Source organism: Methylobacterium sp. FW102-HT35C08 (assembly GCF_058790235.1).
This window is the reverse complement of the sequence record NZ_JBYTCL010000002.1, coordinates 2,846,713-2,859,383: the sequence shown is the minus strand read 5'-3', so window position 1 is coordinate 2,859,383 and position 12,671 is coordinate 2,846,713. Positions and strand designations below refer to the sequence as shown.

Here is a 12,671-nt window from a genome sequence, read left to right as displayed (position 1 = left end):
GTTCGCGGTAGGGCATCGGATCACTCCTGCGACGGGGTGGCTGCGAGGTCAGGGGGCATGGGTTCGGCAGGCCTCGTGACGTTAGGCACGCGCCACACCGGGGCCGCGCTCGGGACGGCCGCGTGGTACGCCGCCAGCTGCGCGGCGGCCCGGGCCTTGCGGCTGCCCGGGCCGGTAGGCCGCGGCGCCCGGTCCATAGGAGCGAACACCGGCAGGGGCGCCGGCGGAGGTGCGGGCGTCATCCGCCGCAGGATCTCCAGCGCGGCCGCGCCCGCCGACTGGACGCCGCCGTGCGCACGGCAGAACTCGCGGATGGTCTCGGCGGGCATCCCCCGGTGGAGGACCGTCGCCTCGCCGGCGCGGCCGTAGCCGATGCCGTAGGCAGCGAGGCCCTGCGGTAGGGCGGGGTCACCGACGCGCGTTGCGACGATGGGCGCGCCGTCGCCCTCGTAGACGGCGAAGGCGGTGCCGTCCCGCAGCGTCACGATCTCGGAATCGAGGTAGGGCATCAAAATCCGCCCCTCTGGAGCAGCCTGAGCCGGAGCTTCTCGCGGCGCTTCTCCAGGGCATAACGCCTGGACTGCTCGGCCGGTGGGAGGCCACGCACCCGGATAGCCCGGAGAGGCTGGTCTTCGATGACGAAGATCGGATCGCGCGAGAGGAGCCGCCACTGCGGCTCGCCGTCATCGCCGACGACCTGCTCTACCTGCCTGACCTTCATGGCGTGGTGAACCAGGCAGCCGGCGTGCCGCCACCCCTGCGCAGTCTGGTGCGGGGCCTCATGGCCCACCGGCACGAACCTATGCCCGGCCCACACGCGCAGGACGATCCATTCCCGCCCGAGGGTGTCTCCACCGAAGCAGGCTGCGACCTTCGTGCAGACGTGCCCGAGCCACGTTTGATGAGAGGTGCCGTCGCTATCGCTCGTGCCCTGCTCCAGGCCGAGATCGAATGCCTCTGGGTGCAGGATCGGGCGATCGGGACTCAGGACGTCGGGAATGTCAGGCGGCCCAGAGAGGGCGAAGAATGCACGGACGTCGACCATGGGCTGTCTCCTAGAAGGGGATTTCGTCGGGGCCGTACGTCACGGCGGCGCAGTGCGGGTCCTCGCCCCGGGGCATCGCGGCCCGGCAGGCATCGGGCATCGCCTCGCAGTGGCGGGCGTAGAAGAAGTCGCGGTGGTCCTCGTCGAGGCCGACGTGAACGAGGTACCGCTCGCCCGGCTGCACGCCGCGGCCGATGGGGCAGCGCTCGCAGGGGCCCGGCCTGCGGGCGGTGTGCCGCCTCATGACGCCCCGGTCCGCGAACGTCGGCGCGGGATCCGGCCCCCGTCCTCGCCGAGGGCGTGCTGATAGTCCTGCGCGAGGCTCGACCAGCTCGTCATGCCGCCCTCCTCATCGGGATGTACGGCACGCCGCGCGACCGGGCGGCGACGGTGCCGATGCAGCGGTGCCCCGGGCAGTAGGGCGAGCCGAGATCGGTGGGGTGCCCGCAAGCCGGCGCGTCCCGGCGCGGGTCCCCGGCGATCCAGCGGCACATGCCGTCCCTGACATCGAGGATCGCGACCCGCCGGCTCTCCGGCAGGGCGACGTCGGAGGCCTTCGGGCGGGGGGTGAAACGCGGGGCCGGCGGGGGCGGCGGCGCGGCCTTAACCACGACGGCCTTCGGGGCCTTCCGCGGGCCCTCGTGGGGATTACGTGCAAGGCGGGTCCTGCCGGTGCCGGGGCCCAGGAAGCTGCAGCCCTCGCGGCGCATCCTGCCGATGAACGAGGAAGCGGAACGGTGGACGCCGTCGGCGGCGAGGGCGGCCGAGATGACGCCGGCCGACGCGCCGGCGAGCCAAGCGGCTTTGACGCGCTCGACGAGGTCGGGCGACCAGTTGTGGGGATGGAGGGGCATGGGGGGCGGGGCACCGGGGAGGCTCCTTGTGAACGCAGATCAATATGCATTAGCTGCACCTTTATGTCAATATCGCCATTGAAAATGACTATGCTGCGTATTAGTCTGCGTTAGCTATTTTATCCTGTGGACACGCCCATGCCCTGGTTGACTGCTCCCCCGTTGGATTTCGAAGACCTGCCCTGGCGCCTGGTCGGCGAGCGCCAGCGCTACGGGAACGCCCGCCTACTCCACGTCCTCGACGCCATCCCGCAGACGTTCCAGGACGCCTATCGCGGGGCGCGCGCCGAGATGATCGGCGCCGGCTACAGCTGGACGGACAAGGCGAACGCCCGCTCGCCGGACGGCACGCTCCTGCCGTGCTGGTGGACGAGCGAGGCCGAGGTCGACGTGCCCGCGCTCAGGGCCGCCGTCGACGCGGCGTTGGCCAAGGCGGGCGCCCGGCGCGGGGCGGCCGACCGGCGGGCCGAACAGCGGGCCGAGGCCGACGAGGTTCTGACGGCACCGATTCGCCAGCGTTTGCAGGACCTCGTGGCGAAGCGGCTGTGGTCTCTGGGGAAGGAGCTGGCATCCGCGCGTGAGCTGATGACGGCGACGTCCTGGACAGCGTACGGCGGGCGGATTGCCGAGCGGTGGCTGGAGGCCGCTGAGGCCAACAGGGTGCGTGCAGAGGCGCGCCTCGCCCGCCCGGCCATGCCGCACTGGCTCGCCCGCGCCCAGGACCCGGCCGTCCGGGCCGCCGTCCACGAGGGCCTGAAGTACCTGGCCGAGCTCGACGAGGACTGGGCGTCCGAGGAGAACGGGCGCGGCTATTCGCAGGCGACCTCCTGGACCGGGCACGCCTTGGCCGAGCGCGACGGCCTCAGCGAGCTGGAGGCCGCGCACGGCCTCCAGCTGCTGCACGGGCATCGGCGGCAGCTGCCGCCCTACCTCGCCTACCGCGCCCTCGGCATCGCGTCGGCGACGAGCCGGGAGGCCCCGGCTGGTGGGTTGCTGCCCGCGGCGTGAAGCTCCCCCCGTCACCCTCAGATCGAAGGACCTGCCCCGTGCGCATCCTCTACGCCCTGCTCGCCGCCCTCGCCGCCGCCCTGTCGGCCCCCTTCCGGATGTTGGGTTTCGGGGGCCCGCCCAACCCGGCGGCGGTGATGGCCGCGGCGGCGCTCGCCGATCGGGATGGGGACGACGAGGCCCCGATCGACGACGGCCAGTACGTCCTCGGCCTGCTCATCCGCGAGCACGCCCGGCGCCGGGTCGTCGGCACGAAGCCCAGCGACGAGGCGATCCCCGCCCTGCCGCCGCTCATCGCCGCGTGGCTCGACAGGCTGACGCGCGAGCAACTTTTCGCGGCGTGGCGCGCGCCGGCGCGGATCCTGGAGCAGCATGTCCTTGGCGGTCCCGAAGGCCGCATGCGGTGCGAGCTCGGCCTCGTCACGCCCGCGGCGATCGTTGCGCTCCCGATCCAGACGGCGGCGGGCAAGGACGGCGCGGCCGGCAAGGGCGGATCGTCCTCGGGCGGCAACAGGAACAAGCCGGCGGCTGAGGCGGCGGCGCCCGCGCAGGAGATGGACCTCGTCGACAAGCTGGCCTTGGCAGGCCTCACGATGGAGGAGTGCTACGCGAGCGCCCCGGCTGGCCCCCGCCGCTGACGCCTCGGACCCTGCCGACGACCGAGCCCGCCGGATCGCCCCGGCGGGCTTTACTGTGCCCGGATGCGGCCGTCGCGGACGGCCTCGACGAGGCGAGCGAGGTTCGCCTCGGCCCGGTCGGCACGGGCGCGCTCGCCGTCGACGGCGCGCTCCAGGGTGGCGACCTCGGCGCGCGCGGCGGCGGTCTCGGCCTGCGCGGCAGCGAGTAGCCGGCGGACGCGGTGGAGCTCCCGGGCGACGGCCTCGACGGCGCCGAGGTCGGCGAGGTCGCGCTGGCGCTGGAACTCGCGCAGGCCGTCGAAGGCCCCCGCCACGGCGGAGTGCCCGAGGGCGAGGCCCTGCGCGACGCGGAAGGAGCTGTCGACGGTGAAGGAACGGGTCTCGTGGGACATCGGCTTCTCTCCGGGCGGGGCGATCTCACGACTCAATTCGCGCCTGGCCGGGACTCCCCGTCAACCCGAAGTCGAAGGGATCCACACGGCATGGTGAACGATCCGTTTCCGGGGGTGCTGCAGCACGCGTCCTGAGTGATTGCGGATTTCGCTCTTGATGAATCGCCGATGTGGAAAACTGAAACGCCCAAAAATATGCTGAGGAAATGCTGCGCTCAGCACGAGGTGCGCACGAGGGCGTGCCGAGAGGGTGTCGAGGGCGTGACATGTCATGGTGCCTTGCACCTCGTCACGGCATCATCCGCCCATGAGCACTCCCCGCCCCTCATTCTCGGCCGCCCGTGCACGCGAGGCCAACCGCGCCGCCAAGGCTGCCTCCCGCGCCCGGGCAGCGGAGGCGGGCGCGCCGGATCCGGCGACGCTCGACCGCGCGATCGCCGACGGGCTGGCGGTCGTCATTGCAGGCGCTCCCAAGGGGTACCGCCTCGCGAGCCCGATCGACGCGGGTGCGGTCATCCTAGCGGCGGCGGCCGCGCTCAAGGCACGCACAAAGCGGGGCCTAGCAGCCGGGAAGAACCCCGTCATCTACCGCCGGGAGGCCGTCTCAGCGGCCCTGGCGGCCCGTCTCGGGCTGGATCCCTGAAGCCTGAAAGTTCGCAATTTCCGCGTTACACTGGATAGGAGTAACGGGGGGAGGAGATGAGCTGGTCGAAAGCACTCGACTGACGCGTCGCCTCTTCGCGGCACCTTCCTCTACGCTGGAGAAGCTGCCGGTCGGGGCGTGTCCCGATCTAGTGGTCCGAACCTGACGCTTGGTACCCACCTGCGAAGTCGCAACTGGTGGGAAGCGGACCCTGACCCTTCGCCCTGAAGCGGACGTTCCGCCTCCGACCCAACTAGGTCATAGGAGCAATCTAACGGCGGCCTCGAAAGCAGACGTTGCAGCCGGACGCGCGCTGCGAACGCATGCTCTCGGATTCCCGCTTCCCGCGCTCGTGAGGCCGCCCGTTCAATCCACAGTCTGCATCTGGACGACGCCGCCGAGTTCACCGGGCTTGCCCGAGACCACCACGAGGTAGCGCCGGCTCGCGCCGGCATCCGTGCGGGTGATCTGGCGGATCGGGCCGATGGCGTTGACGATGGCCGCGCCGGCCGGGTTGGTCATGAAGGCGGCGAGCGGCTCCAGGCCGGCGGCCCCCTTCGGATCGGCGGCGAGCGCCAGGACGAACGGCGTCTTCGGCGCCAGTCCCGTGACCGCGGCCTGCAGGGTCTGCAGCACGCCCTGGTCGAACAGGGTCACCTGCGTCGCCGGCTTGCCATCGGTGCCTGCGAGCGTCAGCGCGCTGGTCTTGCCGGCTGCGCCCAGCGGCTGGAGGTTCTGCTTTCCGTCCCCCTCCGGCACGGCGTTCGGGACGTAGGCCACGCCCTGCGGCCCCTGGCCGATCGGAACCTCGGCGATCACGGTGTTCGATGCGGTGTCGATCACCGCCGCCTTGTCGGCGTTCTCTAGGCCGACATAGACGCGGCTGCCGTCGCCCGAGGGCCAGAGCCCGTGCGGCAGGGCGCCGGTCGGGATGGTGGCGACCTGGGTGAAGTCGTCGGTGCGGAACACCTTGACCTGGTTCAGGCCGCCGATCGTCACGTAGGCGAACTGGCCGGCCTTGGTCGAGACGATGTTGACGTGGTTGGTGATCGGCCCGGTCTCGATGGTCTTCAGCGGCGCGAAGGGCGGCGTCGCAGAGAACACCTGGGTCCGGCCGACATCCTTGAGGGTCAACCACACCTGCTTGCCGTCCGGTGTCGCGGCGATGTCGGGGCAGAACGGGCTCTCCTGCTTCACGCGCCCGACGATGGTGTGGGTCTTCGTGTCGATCACCACCGTCTCGGGGCTGAAGCTGGAGCAGACATAGCCGTAGGCGCCGTCCGGCGAGAAGATCGTCATGCCGGGCCCGTTCGGCACGGTGATCCGGCGCGTCTCCTTGGCGGTCGCGGCATCGAGTACGGCGATGTAGTCCTCGCCGCGCACGCTCACCCAGGCCTCCCGGCCGTCCGGCGTGAAGAAGGCCTCGTGCGGCGCGCGGCCGACATAGGCCGTGTGGCGGACCGTGTTGGTCGCCGTGTCGATGAAGCTCACGGAGTTCGAACCGATCGAGACCGCGAGCAGCGTCCTGTGGTCGGGCGAGAAGCCCATGCCGTGGACGAGGAGCTGGCCGCGATAGAGCGGGCTCAGGTTCATCGGCGTCGGGTCGCCGAGCCGGATCACGCCGAGCAGGACGTTGGCGGCGGGATCGACCACCGAGACCGTGTTGGAGAACTGGTCCGAGGTGTAGAACCGGTCCCTGCCGCTGACCGGCACGTCCGGTGCGGAGGCTGCGCCCGGGGCCTGCCCGGCGAGAGCCGAGCCGGAGAGCAGCGCGAGCGCGAGGAGGGTGAGGGCGGTCTTCATCGGCAGATCTCCGAAGGCATCTCGGCGGCAGGGGCCGTGCCATGGTGGTGAAGGTGGGCGGCTGCGGCGGACGAATCCGGCGCGGGAGGGAGATCGGCGAGCGCCCGGCGCATCACCGCGATCTCCTGGCCCTGTTCGACGATGATCCCCTGCGCGAGGCGGCGCAGGACCGGATCCTTGCCGTAGAGCAGCTCCGCCTGGGCCATCGCGATCGCGCCCTCGTGGTGCGGGATCATCATCGCGGCGAAGTCGCGGTCCGGATCGCCCGAGGGCGGGACCATCATGTCGGCATGCATCCGCGTCATCGACTGCGCCATCACCGCGTCGAAGGACGCGGAGACGACGGCCGGCGGCTCGGCAGCGGCCAGCGTCGGGGGCATCATCATCCGGCCGCCGACGAGGCCGCCGGCCATCACGGCGGCCGTGAGCGCAAATCCCAATGCTCCGCGCATGAGCCGTCCTCCCTGTTCGTTGTCGAGGGGAGAGATGCCGGGGAAACGGTTTTATTCCCTGGCCGGGGACGAATTCGCGGCCCTGCCGATGTGATCGATCTTTTCCAAATGTCAGTGGAATAGACGCGCCCGTTCGGCATCTCTCCCAATGCGGTCATGGTCGACCGCCGGAGACCTCACTCATGCGCACCATGCTGATCCGCGCCGCCTTTGCGGCCTTCGCCTTCTCCGCCGTCGCCGCCCAGGCCGCTGCGCCTGCGATGACGGCCGAGACTGCCAAGGGGCCGGCGCTCGTCGATGCCAAGAGCATGACCCTCTACACCTTCGACAAGGACATGGGCGGCAAGTCGATGTGCAACGGCCCCTGCGCCGCCAACTGGCCCGCCCTGATGGCGGCGCCCGGCTCGGCTGCTAGTGGCGACTGGACGATGGTGACGCGGGACGACGGCACGATGCAGTGGGCCTATAAGGGCAAGCCGCTCTACACCTTCGCCAAGGATACGAAGCCCGGCGACATCACCGGCGACGGATTCCTCAACGGTGCATGGCACATCGCCAAGCCCTGATCGGTAAAGCCTCGTGGACGAGATCGCTGCCCTCATCGAACCGCAGATCCCAGCGTTGCGGCGCTACGCCGTCGCGCTGTTACGGGACCGCGAAGCGGCGGACGACCTCGTCCAGGACACTTTGGAGCGGGCGTTGTCCGGCTGGTCCGGACGCCGCCGCGACGGCGACCTGCGGGCCTGGCTGTTCACGATCGAGCGCAACCTGTTCCTCGGCACTGTTCGACGCCGGGGCCGGCGCGGCGTCGATCTCGGCGCGGAGGCTTTGGAGCAGGTGCCTGATCCGGGTGCCGACCCCGAGACCGCTATGGGAGCCCGTGACGTGCTCACCGGGCTCGATGCGCTGCCCGAGGAGCAGCGCTCGGTGCTGCTGCTCGTCGCGGTTGAGGATCTGTCTTATGCGGAAGCGGCCCAGGTGCTCGGAGTACCGCTCGGCACGGTGATGTCGCGGTTAAGCCGAGCCCGGGAGCGGATGCGAAGTTTTCTGGAAACGGGCCGAACCGGCTTGTTGAGGAGGGTAAAATGAGCGGGGATCCGCGCCCGGTCGGCGAGGACGACCTGCACGGCCTGATCGACGGTCGTCTGGAACCGGAGCGGCAGGCGCTGGTCGAGGCATGGCTCAGGGGAAATCCCGCGCGGGCGGCCGAGGTCTCGGCGGATCGCGCCTTGCGCGAGCGCTTGCGTGCCCGCCTCGCGCCGATCGCCGAGGAGGCGATCCCGGCGCGGCTCAGGGTCGCCAATATCCGCTCGCGACATCGCCCGATAACCGGGCGCTGGCTTCCGGTCGCGGCTGCGGCCGTGCTCTGCCTCGCGGTCGGCGGTGCCGCCGGCTGGTTCGGCCATGCCGTGCGGCAGGTACCCACGGTCACGCTCGCGCGAACCGAGCCGGCGACCGACGACGCAGTGGCGGCCTTCCGCACCTACGTGGTCGAGGCGGTGCATCCGGTGGAGGTGCGCGCCGACGAGAAGCCGCACCTCGTGACGTGGCTCTCGAAGCGCCTCGGCCGGGCGGTGACCACCCCCGACCTCACGGCCTACGGCTTCCGCCTGATGGGCGGCCGGCTGCTGCCGGCGGGTTCCGAATCCGCCGCGATGCTGATGTACGATGACGATCACGGCACCCGGCTGACGCTCTACAGCCGCGTGGGCGATGCGGATGGCCGCACGGTGTTCCGCTTCGCCCGCGAGGGCGATGTCGCTGCCTTCTCCTGGGTCGATGGCGGCATGTCCTACGTCGTGACGGGTCGCACCGACGAGGCGCGGCTGTTGACCGTCGCGCAGGCGGTTGACGCGCAGGTCCGTGGATTGCCGGTTCCGCCGCGGCAACCATGACCCTCGACCAACTCCGCATCTTCGTGGCCGTGGCGGAGCGGCAGCACGTGACCCGGGCTGCAGAGGCGCTGAACCTCGTCCAGTCGGCAGTCAGCACGGCGATCGCCAACATCGAGGGGCGGCACGCCACCAAGCTGTTTCACCGGGTCGGCCGCGGGATCGAGCTGACCGAGGCGGGACGCGTGTTCCTCGTCGAGGCCCGCGCCGTACTCGCCCGGGCCGAGGCCGCCGAACTGGTGCTCGCCGACCTCAGTGGCATGCGACGCGGGACGCTGGCCCTCTATGCCAGCCAGACCATCGCCAGCGACTGGCTGCCGCGCCACCTCGTCGCCTTCCGCCGGGCCTACCCTGAGATCGCCATCCGGTTGGCGGTGGGCAACACCACCGACGCCGCCGACGCGGTGCGCGCGGGGCAGGCCGAACTCGGCTTTGTCGAGGGGGCGCTGGACGACCCGACGCTCGCGAGCACGACCATCGCGCAGGACCAACTGGTCCTCGTGGTCGCCCCTGGCCATGCCTTCGCCGAGGCGACCCACCTCGAACCCGAAAACCTCGCCGGGGTCGATTGGGTGCTGCGCGAGGCGGGATCGGGAACCCGCTCGGCCTTCGAGGCGGCCCTGGGTGCGGCCGGCCTCGCAGCCGCCCAGCTTCGGGTCACGCTCGAACTGCCCTCTAACGAGGCGGTCCGCGCCGCCGTCGAGGCCGGGGGCGGGGCCGCCGTCCTGTCCGAGACCGTGGTCGCCGCCGCGCTTCGGGCCGGGACCCTGGTCCGGGCGGCGTTCGACTTACCGAGCCGGCCGTTCCGGGTGCTGCGCCACAAGGAGCGCTACCGCAGCCGGGCCGCCGACGCGCTTCTCGACCTGATCGCGACAGCGAATGCCGGATGAGCGAGCTCGCGAAACCCGTGCCCCCCGACGATCCCCGGGTGAGACTCGCCGAGGATCGGACGGTTCTAGCGGCCGAACGCACCTTCGTGGCGTGGCTTCGCACCGGGCTCGCGTTCCTAGGCGTCGGCCTCGCCGCGCAGCGCTTCCTGCGGGAGGTGCTCGCGGTCTGGCCGCTGAAGGTATTGTCGCTGACGCTGATCGGCTGCGCGCTCGCCTCATTCGCCGGCGCCGTGTGGCGGGACCGGGCGATCCGGGCACGGCTCGCCCATTCCGAGATCCCGATGATGCCGCGCCTCCTCACCGTCGGGATTGCGGCCCTGCTCATCGCGATCTCCGGCCTCGCGGCCACCGCCCTGCTCTGGGCGTGAGGGTCAGGCCACCGTCACTCGCACCCGGTGCCAGGCGGCGCTGAGGTAACCCTTGTAGTTCCAGGTGTCGTCGGGGGCGGCCGGCTGGGTCTGGCCGGCGGAATCCCAGGCCCGCACCGCGAGCTCGTGCTCGCCCGCGGTCAGTTCGCGCTCGATCTCCCAGAACGTCCAGGCGTAGGGCGCGTCGGCATCGCGCTTGATCCGGGCTTGCGCCCAGCTGCGGCCGCCATCCGTCGAGACGTCGACGCGGGCGACCGCGCGGTCGCTGGCGATGGCGTAGCCGCGGATCGCGTGCCGGCCGGCCTTCAACGCAGCGCCGCGGGCGGGCTCGCAGATCGCGCTGTTCAACGGCATCGCCTCGATGGTGATGCCGTGGGCCGGGTCGGCGGTCTCGGCCGTCACGTCGGGCGGAAACAGCTTGTAGTCGTCGGCCTGCATCGGGTTGTCGGAGGGCCGGTCCTGCACCGTGATCCGGGCGAGCCATTTCGGGCTGCGGATGCCGGCAAAGCCCGGCACCACCACGCGTAACGGATGGCCGTGCTCGGGGGCGAGAGGCTCGCCGTTCATCGCGAAGGCAAGCAGCGTCTCGGGCGCCAGCGCCTTGGCGAGCGGGATCGAGGCGCCGAAGCGCGTGTCCGTGTCCGCGATCCAGTCGTGGCTCTCGAAGGCGACGTGGCGCTCATCATCCGCTTTGATGCCGGCCGCGCGCAGCACGTCGGCGAGCCGCACGCCGGTCCATTCCGCATTACCGATGGCGCCGGGCGCCCACGGGTCGCCGGAGACCGGGGCCACCGCCAGCATGTCGGCCCGGCGGTTGCCGGCGCATTGCATCACCGCCGTCACGGTGACGGGCGCGAAGCGTTCTTTGAGATCGGCGAGGGAGAGGTCGAGGGGCGTCGCGACCATCCCGTCGACGGTCAGGCGGTAGCCGTCGGCGTCGAGGTCCGGGATGTCGCCGTGGCTGCGGACGTAGAAGTCGGCTTGATCAGTCAGGAAGGCGGCCCGCAGGCGATCGAGCGGCGGCTCGGCGTTGTAGGGCGTCTTTCCGTGGACGATGAGGCGGTCCTTGCGCTGGAACAGGCCGAGCATGGGGTCTTTGTCCTGCGTTCGCGACGTGTCGAGATCGAGAACGCGCCGGGCGCCGAAAGGCACCCGGCGCGCGACGCTTCACGGCTTCATCGTCGAAACCACCGCGTTCTTCGCGCGGTCGACCACGGCCACGCTGAGGTCGCGGTTGAGGACGTACGCGTGGGCGTTGTCACTGGAGAATGCGATCGCCTGGCGCGGCTCGTTCAGCCCGGTCACCGTGGCGACGACCTTGAGCGTGTCGGTGTCGATCACCGAGAGCGAGTTGTCCTTGAGGTTGCCCGAATAGACGAAGCGCCCGTCCGGGGTCAGCGCGGCACCGTAGGGGTCCTTGCCCACCGCGACTTCTGACGTGACCTTGCGGGCGGCGACATCGACCACACTGACGGTGTTGCGGCCGCTGTTGGCGGCAAACAGCGTCTTGCCGTCCTTGGTGATCGAGATGGCGCGCAGCTTGTCGAACCCGGCGATCTCGCTGGTGATCTTGTTGGTGGCGGTGTCGACCAACGTGATCTTGTCGCCGAGGAAGTTCGTCACGAACACGGTCTTGCCGTCCGGCGACAGCTTCACGCCTTGGCGCGGCTGCGCAAAGCCGGGGATCACGGCGACTGCGAGCATGGTCTTGGTGTCGAACACGGTCAGCGTGCTCGCGGCCTCGTTGTTGACGTAGAGCTTTGTCCCGTCGGCCGAGAGCACCGTGCCGAACGCACCGGGGCCCGCGGCAAGAACGCCGGCTTCTTTGCCGGTGCCGGTCTCGTAGACCGTGATCCGGCCCGTGCCGCTGTCGGAGACGTAGAAGCGGGCGCCGTCCGGCGCGAACACGATGTTGCGCGGCGTGACGAAGCCGTCGAGGCGGCGGAGCACCGTGCCCTTGGCGACGTCGTAGACGATGACGGCGCTCTCCTCGCTGTTCGACACCGCGGCGACCGTGCCGGCGGCGTTCAGGGCGAGCGCGTTGTTCTTGATTGCGCCGTCGAAGCCGGCGGCGAATCCAGGTTGGTTCTGGGTGAGGAGCAAGGCAGCTCCGGCGAGGAGGGCGCGGAGGCTGGTACGGACGTGGGTCATGAAGCGTGTCTCTCGGGCATGCGCCCTCGTTCGACGGCCTGGGGCCGGCCGTGCGGGCGAGTTCGAAATCGGATTGCGTCGTGCGGGACCGGTCAGGCCGTGCATCGCCTTAGGGAGATGCCAGCGAGGGCGGTCTATTCCCCGAGGCCGGCGAAAAAAGCACGGCGGCCTCGGGATTCGAGGGTTCAGGGCGTGGGCTTCAACGCCGTGAGGTAATCGACGATGGTCTGCACATCGGCCTGATCGACCGGCGCTTTGTAGACGTGGACCATCTTGTTCACGGTCTCGGTCCACTGCGCCTTCGTGAGCTTGGGCTGGGTCAGCACCATCCCGGCCGAGTGGCAGGCGAGGCAATTGTTATTGACCGCCTCGGCTCCCGGCCCGTCCGGAAAGATCCGGTCGGACGTCGGAAATTCGATCGATTGCGAACTGAAGCGCATCGGCTCGGGAGCAGGCGCCGCGAGCGCCACCAGGGGAGACAGGATGAGCGCGGCGATGAGGGCCGCAGGGCGAATTGTGTTCATGGCTGTTCTCC

General features: G+C 70.5%; 18 protein-coding genes. 8 read left to right on the top strand and 10 right to left on the bottom strand.

What is annotated here, in order from left to right:
- Nucleotides 1-20 precede the first annotated feature (20 nt).
- The 4 genes from AC3WSN_RS13720 to AC3WSN_RS13705 form a co-directional block, all read right to left on the bottom strand.
- Nucleotides 21-509 carry a hypothetical protein gene (locus AC3WSN_RS13720; RefSeq protein WP_055958892.1) on the bottom strand — a complete coding sequence of 163 codons (489 nt, stop codon included), beginning with the start codon at nucleotides 507-509 and terminating at the stop codon, nucleotides 21-23.
- A complete protein-coding gene (locus tag AC3WSN_RS13715) occupies nucleotides 509-1,045 on the bottom strand; it encodes a hypothetical protein (RefSeq protein ID WP_055958895.1) in 537 nt (178 codons plus the stop codon). Before AC3WSN_RS13715 ends, AC3WSN_RS13720 begins: the two co-directional genes overlap by 1 nt.
- Nucleotides 1,046-1,055: 10 nt before the next feature.
- The gene (locus AC3WSN_RS13710) at nucleotides 1,056-1,289 is read right to left on the bottom strand and encodes a hypothetical protein (protein WP_243214750.1); all 234 of its coding nucleotides are present in this window, start codon (nucleotides 1,287-1,289) and stop codon (nucleotides 1,056-1,058) included.
- A gap of 91 nt (nucleotides 1,290-1,380) precedes the next feature.
- On the bottom strand, nucleotides 1,381-1,899 hold the full coding sequence (locus AC3WSN_RS13705; protein ID WP_055958898.1) for a GcrA family cell cycle regulator: 519 nt from the start codon (nucleotides 1,897-1,899) through the stop codon (nucleotides 1,381-1,383).
- Between the two features lie 138 nt (nucleotides 1,900-2,037).
- Between AC3WSN_RS13705 and AC3WSN_RS13700 the strand changes: the two genes are divergently transcribed.
- Both AC3WSN_RS13700 and AC3WSN_RS13695 read left to right on the top strand, forming a co-directional pair.
- Nucleotides 2,038-2,907 carry a hypothetical protein gene (locus tag AC3WSN_RS13700; RefSeq protein ID WP_055958901.1) on the top strand — a complete coding sequence of 290 codons (870 nt, stop codon included), beginning with the start codon at nucleotides 2,038-2,040 and terminating at the stop codon, nucleotides 2,905-2,907.
- Nucleotides 2,908-2,945: 38 nt separating this feature from the next.
- Nucleotides 2,946-3,545, top strand: a complete 600-nt coding sequence (locus AC3WSN_RS13695) for a hypothetical protein (RefSeq protein ID WP_055958904.1) — start codon at nucleotides 2,946-2,948, stop codon at nucleotides 3,543-3,545.
- 50 nt (nucleotides 3,546-3,595) lie between these two features.
- Here AC3WSN_RS13695 and AC3WSN_RS13690 read toward each other — a convergent pair whose 3' ends face one another.
- Nucleotides 3,596-3,937, bottom strand: a complete 342-nt coding sequence (locus tag AC3WSN_RS13690; RefSeq protein WP_055958907.1) for a hypothetical protein — start codon at nucleotides 3,935-3,937, stop codon at nucleotides 3,596-3,598.
- A 307-nt stretch (nucleotides 3,938-4,244) separates the two neighbouring features.
- Here AC3WSN_RS13690 and AC3WSN_RS13685 point away from each other — a divergent pair, with 307 nt between their 5' ends.
- The gene (locus AC3WSN_RS13685; protein WP_055958910.1) at nucleotides 4,245-4,580 is read left to right on the top strand and encodes a hypothetical protein; all 336 of its coding nucleotides are present in this window, start codon (nucleotides 4,245-4,247) and stop codon (nucleotides 4,578-4,580) included.
- Between the two features lie 366 nt (nucleotides 4,581-4,946).
- On the opposite strand, the gene AC3WSN_RS13680 is transcribed toward AC3WSN_RS13685, so the two are convergent.
- Complete coding sequence (locus AC3WSN_RS13680) at nucleotides 4,947-6,383, bottom strand: YncE family protein (protein WP_055958914.1); 1,437 nt, start codon at nucleotides 6,381-6,383, stop codon at nucleotides 4,947-4,949.
- A complete protein-coding gene (gene copM, locus AC3WSN_RS13675) occupies nucleotides 6,380-6,835 on the bottom strand; it encodes a CopM family metallochaperone (RefSeq protein WP_055958917.1) in 456 nt (151 codons plus the stop codon). Before copM ends, AC3WSN_RS13680 begins: the two co-directional genes overlap by 4 nt.
- Nucleotides 6,836-7,017: 182 nt before the next feature.
- On the opposite strand from copM, the gene AC3WSN_RS13670 reads away from it, so the two are divergent.
- Genes AC3WSN_RS13670 through AC3WSN_RS13650 form a run of 5 tightly spaced genes read left to right on the top strand, consistent with a single transcriptional unit; the run spans nucleotide 7,018 to nucleotide 9,985 of the window.
- The gene (locus AC3WSN_RS13670) at nucleotides 7,018-7,401 is read left to right on the top strand and encodes a COG4315 family predicted lipoprotein (RefSeq protein WP_055958920.1); all 384 of its coding nucleotides are present in this window, start codon (nucleotides 7,018-7,020) and stop codon (nucleotides 7,399-7,401) included.
- Nucleotides 7,402-7,414: 13 nt separating this feature from the next.
- Complete coding sequence (locus AC3WSN_RS13665) at nucleotides 7,415-7,924, top strand: RNA polymerase sigma factor (RefSeq protein WP_055958922.1); 510 nt, start codon at nucleotides 7,415-7,417, stop codon at nucleotides 7,922-7,924.
- On the top strand, nucleotides 7,921-8,730 hold the full coding sequence (locus tag AC3WSN_RS13660) for an anti-sigma factor family protein (RefSeq protein WP_055958925.1): 810 nt from the start codon (nucleotides 7,921-7,923) through the stop codon (nucleotides 8,728-8,730). Before AC3WSN_RS13665 ends, AC3WSN_RS13660 begins: the two co-directional genes overlap by 4 nt.
- Nucleotides 8,727-9,617 carry a LysR family transcriptional regulator gene (locus AC3WSN_RS13655; RefSeq protein WP_055958927.1) on the top strand — a complete coding sequence of 297 codons (891 nt, stop codon included), beginning with the start codon at nucleotides 8,727-8,729 and terminating at the stop codon, nucleotides 9,615-9,617. The genes AC3WSN_RS13660 and AC3WSN_RS13655 overlap by 4 nt, the downstream gene beginning before the upstream one ends.
- Complete coding sequence (locus tag AC3WSN_RS13650) at nucleotides 9,614-9,985, top strand: YidH family protein (protein ID WP_055958930.1); 372 nt, start codon at nucleotides 9,614-9,616, stop codon at nucleotides 9,983-9,985. Before AC3WSN_RS13655 ends, AC3WSN_RS13650 begins: the two co-directional genes overlap by 4 nt.
- Nucleotides 9,986-9,988: 3 nt before the next feature.
- Here AC3WSN_RS13650 and AC3WSN_RS13645 read toward each other — a convergent pair whose 3' ends face one another.
- The 3 genes from AC3WSN_RS13645 to AC3WSN_RS13635 all read right to left on the bottom strand — a co-directional run bounded on the left by AC3WSN_RS13645 (nucleotide 9,989) and on the right by AC3WSN_RS13635 (nucleotide 12,660).
- Nucleotides 9,989-11,074 carry a molybdopterin-dependent oxidoreductase gene (locus tag AC3WSN_RS13645; protein WP_492538529.1) on the bottom strand — a complete coding sequence of 362 codons (1,086 nt, stop codon included), beginning with the start codon at nucleotides 11,072-11,074 and terminating at the stop codon, nucleotides 9,989-9,991.
- Nucleotides 11,075-11,152: 78 nt separating this feature from the next.
- Nucleotides 11,153-12,136: a beta-propeller fold lactonase family protein gene (locus AC3WSN_RS13640; RefSeq protein ID WP_055958936.1), complete on the bottom strand. Its 984-nt coding sequence runs from the start codon at nucleotides 12,134-12,136 to the stop codon at nucleotides 11,153-11,155.
- A gap of 185 nt (nucleotides 12,137-12,321) precedes the next feature.
- A complete protein-coding gene (locus tag AC3WSN_RS13635; protein WP_055958939.1) occupies nucleotides 12,322-12,660 on the bottom strand; it encodes a c-type cytochrome in 339 nt (112 codons plus the stop codon).
- Nucleotides 12,661-12,671: the final 11 nt, after the last annotated feature.